General features: G+C 64.3%; 7 protein-coding genes and 1 tRNA gene. 4 read left to right on the top strand and 4 right to left on the bottom strand.

Going from position 1 to position 5,928, the window contains the following annotated elements; translation table 11 throughout:
- Positions 1–404: methylmalonyl-CoA mutase family protein (locus Q7T26_11420; protein MDO8532748.1), on the bottom strand; the 404-nt coding region annotated here is incomplete at its 3' end.
- 238 nt (positions 405–642) lie between these two features.
- On the opposite strand from Q7T26_11420, the gene Q7T26_11415 reads away from it, so the two are divergent.
- Complete coding sequence (locus tag Q7T26_11415; protein MDO8532747.1) at positions 643–1,539, top strand: SMP-30/gluconolactonase/LRE family protein; 897 nt, start codon at positions 643–645, stop codon at positions 1,537–1,539.
- Positions 1,540–1,591: 52 nt separating this feature from the next.
- Here Q7T26_11415 and Q7T26_11410 read toward each other — a convergent pair whose 3' ends face one another.
- Both Q7T26_11410 and Q7T26_11405 read right to left on the bottom strand, forming a co-directional pair.
- Positions 1,592–2,722, bottom strand: coding sequence for a type III PLP-dependent enzyme (locus Q7T26_11410; GenBank protein MDO8532746.1), 1,131 nt, complete (start codon positions 2,720–2,722; stop codon positions 1,592–1,594).
- A gap of 20 nt (positions 2,723–2,742) precedes the next feature.
- Positions 2,743–3,672 (bottom strand): fused MFS/spermidine synthase, encoded by a 930-nt coding sequence (locus tag Q7T26_11405; protein MDO8532745.1) that lies wholly within the window; start codon positions 3,670–3,672, stop codon positions 2,743–2,745.
- 543 nt (positions 3,673–4,215) lie between these two features.
- Between Q7T26_11405 and Q7T26_11400 the strand changes: the two genes are divergently transcribed.
- Positions 4,216–4,344, top strand: coding sequence for a hypothetical protein (locus tag Q7T26_11400; protein ID MDO8532744.1), 129 nt, complete (start codon positions 4,216–4,218; stop codon positions 4,342–4,344).
- Positions 4,345–4,453: 109 nt separating this feature from the next.
- On the opposite strand, the gene Q7T26_11395 is transcribed toward Q7T26_11400, so the two are convergent.
- Positions 4,454–5,329, bottom strand: coding sequence for an alpha/beta hydrolase (locus tag Q7T26_11395; GenBank protein ID MDO8532743.1), 876 nt, complete (start codon positions 5,327–5,329; stop codon positions 4,454–4,456).
- Between the two features lie 81 nt (positions 5,330–5,410).
- Between Q7T26_11395 and Q7T26_11390 the strand changes: the two genes are divergently transcribed.
- Positions 5,411–5,486: transfer RNA gene (locus Q7T26_11390), tRNA-Ile, on the top strand.
- A 38-nt stretch (positions 5,487–5,524) separates the two neighbouring features.
- Positions 5,525–5,665 carry a hypothetical protein gene (locus Q7T26_11385; protein ID MDO8532742.1) on the top strand — a complete coding sequence of 47 codons (141 nt, stop codon included), beginning with the start codon at positions 5,525–5,527 and terminating at the stop codon, positions 5,663–5,665.
- Positions 5,666–5,928 lie beyond the last annotated feature (263 nt).

Below are 5,928 nucleotides of genomic sequence, written 5' to 3'. Positions count from 1 at the left end.
GCCGCGCCGAGCTTGCCGACCTCGTCCTCCGCCATCTCGTGGTCCGCATCCAGCCCGAGCTGGGTCGGCATGTCCAGCGCCACGGCCACGCCGTTGTTACCGGAGGCGAGGAGGAACTTCCAGCGCGTGTTGGTGTCCTCCGCCGTCCCGAAGCCGGAGTAGAGGCGCAGTTGCCACGGCGTCACACGGTACATGCCCGGATAGACGCCTCGGGTGAACGGGTACTCGCCGGGGAAGCCAAGGTCGCGCAGATAGTCCAGGCCTTTGACATCGGCGGGCGTGTAGACGGGCTTGACGTCCCGGCCCATCTCCGTGCGCGTCGGAGGCAGGTTGGCGACCTTCTTCTCGCGCCCCCAGCGGGCCTCTTGCTGGATGATGTGCTCGTTGCTGTCGTGGTTGTCCATGGCGTCCTCCCGCTGCACGACTGAAGGGTGCAGACCGAAAGCCATGTTAGCAGAATTCGGATAGCTGCTCAAGACAACCGTATCTTATCATACGGCTTGACAGCGGAAGAGGCTGCGCGCACAATACCTCCGTCGAAAAGAGCGCAGCGTTCACACCGGTACGCTCGCCTGGCGGGCCGCCCGCACGGGGTATGCACGGCCAACATCCCACCATCTCGCACGCGAAAGGAGTCCCAGCATGGACGGAGACCTGTCCGGCATTCTTGAGTCGCCCAAGGTCACGCAGGTCGTGAAAGACATGGTGTTCACCGAGGGGCCTGTCTGGCACTCGGGAGGCTATCTGACCTTCGTGGACATCCGCCGAAGTCTGCTGCTGAAGTGGACGCCCGGCAAGGGCGTGGAGACAATCCGGGAGAAGACCAACGAAGGCAATGGGTGCACCCTCGACCAGCAGGGCAGGCTGATGATGTGCGAAGGCGGCAACCGGCGCATTGGGCGCCTGGAGAAGGACGGGGCGTGGACCGTCGTCGTTGACAAGTGGCGCGGCAAGCGGTTCAACAAGCCCAACGACATCGTCCGCCGCTCGGACGACTCGTTCTATTTCACCGACCCCGGCCTGCGCGTGCCGAAGCAGGACCGCGACCTGGACGCCTTCCACGTCTGGCGCATCTTCCCGGACGGAACGGTGGACATAGCCACGGACCAGTGCCCCTACCCCAACGGCCTCGGCTTCTCGCCGGACGGAAAGACGCTGTATGTAGCGAACAGCCGACTCGACGAGCGGTGCGATCGCGAAATGGAGAAGCGCGAGGTGTGCGAGCACCGCTACGTGCACGCCTTCGACGTCAATCCGGATGGCAAATTGACCAACCGCCGTGTGTTCGCCACCATGTACTCGAACGAGCAGGGCGTGCCGGACGGGATGAAGGTGGACCGCGCGGGCAACGTCTTCGTCACCGGCTCCGGCGGGACGTGGGTGTTCGATAAGACCGGCAAGAAGCTGGGTGTCATCCGCACACCGGAAGTCCCCGCAAACTGCGCGTTCGGCGGACCGGACTTTAAGACGCTCTACTTCACCGCGCACACGTCCATCTACGCGATGAGCGTGAAGACGCCGGGGATAGGCGCGTTCTAGAGGCGGCGTTTCCCCTCGGAAGGCGCTACGAGCGACGCCGGACAGGCGCGGCCTACGGCTCAGCGATGGGCGGGGAGGCTTCACCTATGAAGTGCACTTCCGGTGGGCCGAAGCCATTGAATGTGGAGGCGTAGGAGAGGGTGTAGGCGCCCGCGTTCATGATATAGATGCGGTCGCCTACTTCCACCTCGGGCAGCAGGATCTTCTGGAACATGACGTCCACGCTGTCGCAGCTAGGCCCGGCCACAGTGACTTGCTTCAGCGGCCCGGTGTGCTCGGTGCGCAGCTCGTACTGGAAGCCCTGGATGGTCTCCATGAGAGCGTTGAACACCCCCGCGTCCAGATAGACCCAGCTCTCCAGCCCCCGCTGCACCTTGCCGATGACCGTCGCCACCAGGACGGCGGAATCGCCGACGAGGGCGCGGCCCGGCTCCATGGTCAGCAGCGGGCGCTCCTCGAAAAGTTCCTGCAGCGCCTTGTCAATGCCCTCAGCTATCTCCTTGAGCGTGGGCGTCGGCTTGATGTGCTGGATGGGCAGGCCACCGCCCAGGCTCAGCATCTTGAGGGCGATACCCTGCCGCGCGGCGGACTTCCATATCTCACTGGCGATGTAGAGAGCGTTGACCCAGTTGTTCTTGTTGAGGCACTGGGAGCCGACGTGGAAGGTGATGCCGTAGGGGTTGAGCTTGAGGTCACGCGCGTACTTTAGCAAGTCCGGCGCCTCCGAGGAGTCAACGCCGTACTTCTTGGAGAGCGGCCAGTCGCTTCCCGTATTGTCCACGGCCAGCCGCACATACACCCTGCTGCCCGGCGCATGCGTGGCGATCTTCTCCAGCTCGCCGGGCGAGTCGAACGCGAACGCGTCTAAGCCCGCCGCCGCTGCGCGTCGCAGGAACGCAGGCGCACGGACGGGATTCGAGGATATGATGCGCTCTGGAGGTGTGCCCAGGGCCACCACCAGATCCATCTCCATCTCGGATGAGACTTCAAAGCCGCTGCCGCTGTCCGCCAGCACGCGCAGCACCTGGGGGTGCGGGTTCGACTTGACGGCGAAAAACACGCTGAGCCCCTGGAGGCTCCCCGCTATGGTGGCGTACTTGTGCCGGAGGATGTCGCTGTCCATCAGCAGAAAGGGCGTCTTATAGGGCTTACAAGTTTCTACCAGGTGCCTGGTGAAGATCATGGTAAAAGGCTCTCCGACTACTAGACGGTGAGGAAATAGGGGTTGTTGTCAGTCAGCACCCTGTTCACCCGGGCCTGCGCCTCGCGCACATAGCGCGGCGGCGAGAACAGCGCCCGGTGGGTGATGCCGTCGTAGAAACGCAGGCCGGAGCAGCCGCGCGCCTCCAGCGTCTCGTCCACTTCGTCCGCCGTGATATCGGCGGGGTCGCGTCCCTTGGAGCCGACGACGAACCCCCACGACTCGCCGAAGGACGGCACGTGGGCCTGGTAGGCATGGACTTTCGGAAAGACATCCCCCAGCGTCCGGGCGATAGCCAGATGCCCCTCCAGCACGGTCATGTCGGCGCTCTCCGCCTGCACGGCGATGGTGCCGTTGGGCGCAAGACGCCGGGAGGCGAGCTGGTAGAACTCCCGGGTGAAGAGAAGGTACGAGGGACCGCCCACGAGCGGGTCGGTCACGTCCACAAGGATGGTGTCAAAGACCTGGTCCGTCTTCTCCAGATAGGCGCGGGCGTCGGCGTGAAGAAGCGTGGTCCTCTTGTCCGCGAAGGCGCCCTGGTGCCAGGGCTTCAAGTGCTCAATGCAGGCCTTGACCGCCTCCTCGTCAATGTCCACCATCACGACGCGCTCGACGGTGTTGTGGCGCAGCGCCTGGCGTAGGGTCGCGCCCTCGCCGCCGCCCGCGATGAAGACGCTACGCGGTGATGGATGCGCCAACAGCGCGGGGTGGACCAGGGCCTCGTGGTAAACAAACTCGTCGGCGGCGGAGGACTGAATCTTGTCGTCAAGAAACATGGCAAGGCCATAGGCCACAGTATCAAAGACCTCAAGCTTCTGAAAGGAGGTCTGCTTGGAGAGCAGAGTCCGGCGAATCTCGTAGCTTATTTTTTCGCCGTGCCGCAGGGCAAGCTCCTTCCAGTAGGTGGGGGCCGCGCCGCCTTTGCTGCTCATAGCATCTCCTCCAATACAACTGGTACAGCATAGCATGGCGATACCAAAGGAGCAAGATTTCGTCGCACCTGTTTTGCGGAACCCGAGAGGACTGGACAGGCGCCGCCGCGTGGTGCGCATGGAAGAGGAAGGACGCGCCGCCGACGCACGTCGAGTCTATCACCCCGAGATGGATATTCAGGTATTCGGCCTGGATGAGGCCTATCATGGACGGGAGGCTCATTCCCTCCGACGAGGGAGTAGAGATGGCGTCCACATCCCTAAGGGTCAGCCCGGCGTCCGCCAGGGCCTTGAAAGCGCACTCAGCCTATATCTGAAGGATGCTCCGGTCGGGGGCCTGACGCCGCTCGAACTCGTGAACGCCGACGATAGCCGCGCGACGGCGCAAGGACATAGGGTTAGCACCATCACGTGACGTGGAGCTGCGCTGCGTTGTAGAAGGCGTCCGCGCTTCCAGTCAAGGCAAATGCACTTGCGGCGCTCTTGTTACCCCGGCAACGCGGGAAGAGCCCGGCCTCGGACGCGAGCATCAAGGAAAGTGGCGTGAACGCCTCCGGCCAGCCGGGGAAAAGCGGTGATATCATCCTGGCGGTGGACGGACACGCGGCCAAGAACATCGAAGAGAGGATTCGCTATCTGAACACGCGCGACTCGGGGATAAGGTCGTCGTGACGGTGCGGCGCGGAGCGGACATCATCCAGACCTCACTCACGCTGGCGCCCTGGCCGGAAGATGCCCAGCGCCTGGAGCCGCCCAACCCCAGAGGTAGCCCGTAGCCCCGTCAGGCCCCTGCGTCGAGTAGCGCCGCCGCGCCTTCCTGGTCTCCCAGGAATTGGAGGACCAGTCGCGTGACCGTTGTGGGACGCTCCATGGGCACGAAGTGGCCCGCCGAAGGAATCGTCACCACGCGGCAGTCCGACACAAGCTCCATCAGCCTGCCGGCCGCGGCCCCGCTGAACGTCTCACTCCGTTCGCCGCGAATGGACAGCACTGGACAGCGTACCCGCGGCATGTCTGGCCACGGATCAAGCTGGCCGCCCGCCTCATAGACCTGCGCCTCTATCGGGCCGGGGCACAGCAGCTCGACGCGCCCGTCCGGCAGCAGCCGCGTCCCCGCCTCAACATACGCCCGCAGCAACCCTTCCTTCCACGATGCGAAGGGCGCGCGCTCCCGGAATGACCTGACCATCTCCTGTCGCGAGGGCCAGACCATGCGACGACGGCGCGCGCCTTCGGCGAGCATGTCGGATCGGCCGTCAAGACGCTCGTTCGGCAGCCGAAGGACGGGGTCTATCAGGACAATCCGGTCCAGCGTGCCGGGATGCTGCGCTTCGCAGACCACCAGAGCCGTGCCCCCCGCCGAGTGGCCCACTGCGGCGACTTGTCTCAACCCCAGCGCCTCAACGAAACAATAGACATCTTCCGCGAGCGTGTACCAGGAATAGTCGGACGCAGGCTTGTCGCTCAGGCCGTGGCCGCGCGTGTCCGGCGCGATGGGGCGAAAGCCCCTGCGGGCGAGGGTGTCTCCTAGGCATGACCAGACGGCGCTCACGACGCCCGTGGCATGGCACAGGAGGACGGGAGGCCCGTCGCCGCCCCAGTCCAGGTAGTGGACGGAGAGGCCGTTGGCCTGGACCACATGGCTTGGAGTGGGCACGTGTCTCATTGTAGCGACAACGGCGGACTGAGGGAAGCGCTTGAGGCGGAGGGCCGTACAGGTTAGAATACGAGACGGCGTGGGCCCGTAGCTCAGTGGTTAGAGCGGGCGACTCATAATCGCCTGGTCGCAGGTTCGATCCCTGCCGGGCCCACCACGCTACTACCGCTTTCCGCTCTCCTGAGCATGCGCCCGGTGGCGGCGCTCCGCATCGGCTTTTGTGGCCGCGCAATAGCCTGCCGCATCAACACGCCCACGAACGGGCCGACAAACCACCAGTACCGCCGGAACTTCGCCCGCGACGCCACGTCTGTGGTCACCGTGCGCGCCTCGTAGGTCAGAATGGCCGTGCCGACTCCCTAGTGCCCGATGATTGAGAACGCGCCAGGCCACGGCGGCGACTACGCGGTTCGGCGCAACAGACAACGATGCGAGGAAGTTCCTCTCCTATTGCGGTAGTGTATCAGTTTGCCGTGGTAGGGAATGGGACTCTACCCGTCACACCGGCGAAGGCCGGTGTCCAGAGACGTGCATGGGGGAGACGCTCTGATGGATTCCGGCTTTCGCCGGAATGACGACGACCTAACTGATACACTACC

The sequence above is a fragment of the Dehalococcoidia bacterium genome, assembly GCA_030648205.1.
Taxonomy (GTDB): Bacteria; Chloroflexota; Dehalococcoidia; order JAUSIH01; family JAUSIH01; genus JAUSIH01.
This window is presented reverse-complemented; position numbering and strand designations above follow the sequence as displayed.

Bases quoted from the DNA above. Each gene is read 5' to 3' on its own strand.
- Q7T26_11415 (MDO8532747.1), top strand. From the start codon at position 643: ATGGACGGAGACCTGTCCGGCATTCTTGAGTCGCCCAAGGTCACGCAG.
- Q7T26_11410 (MDO8532746.1), bottom strand. From the start codon at position 2,722: ATGATCTTCACCAGGCACCTGGTAGAAACTTGTAAGCCCTATAAGACG.
- Q7T26_11405 (MDO8532745.1), bottom strand. From the start codon at position 3,672: ATGAGCAGCAAAGGCGGCGCGGCCCCCACCTACTGGAAGGAGCTTGCC.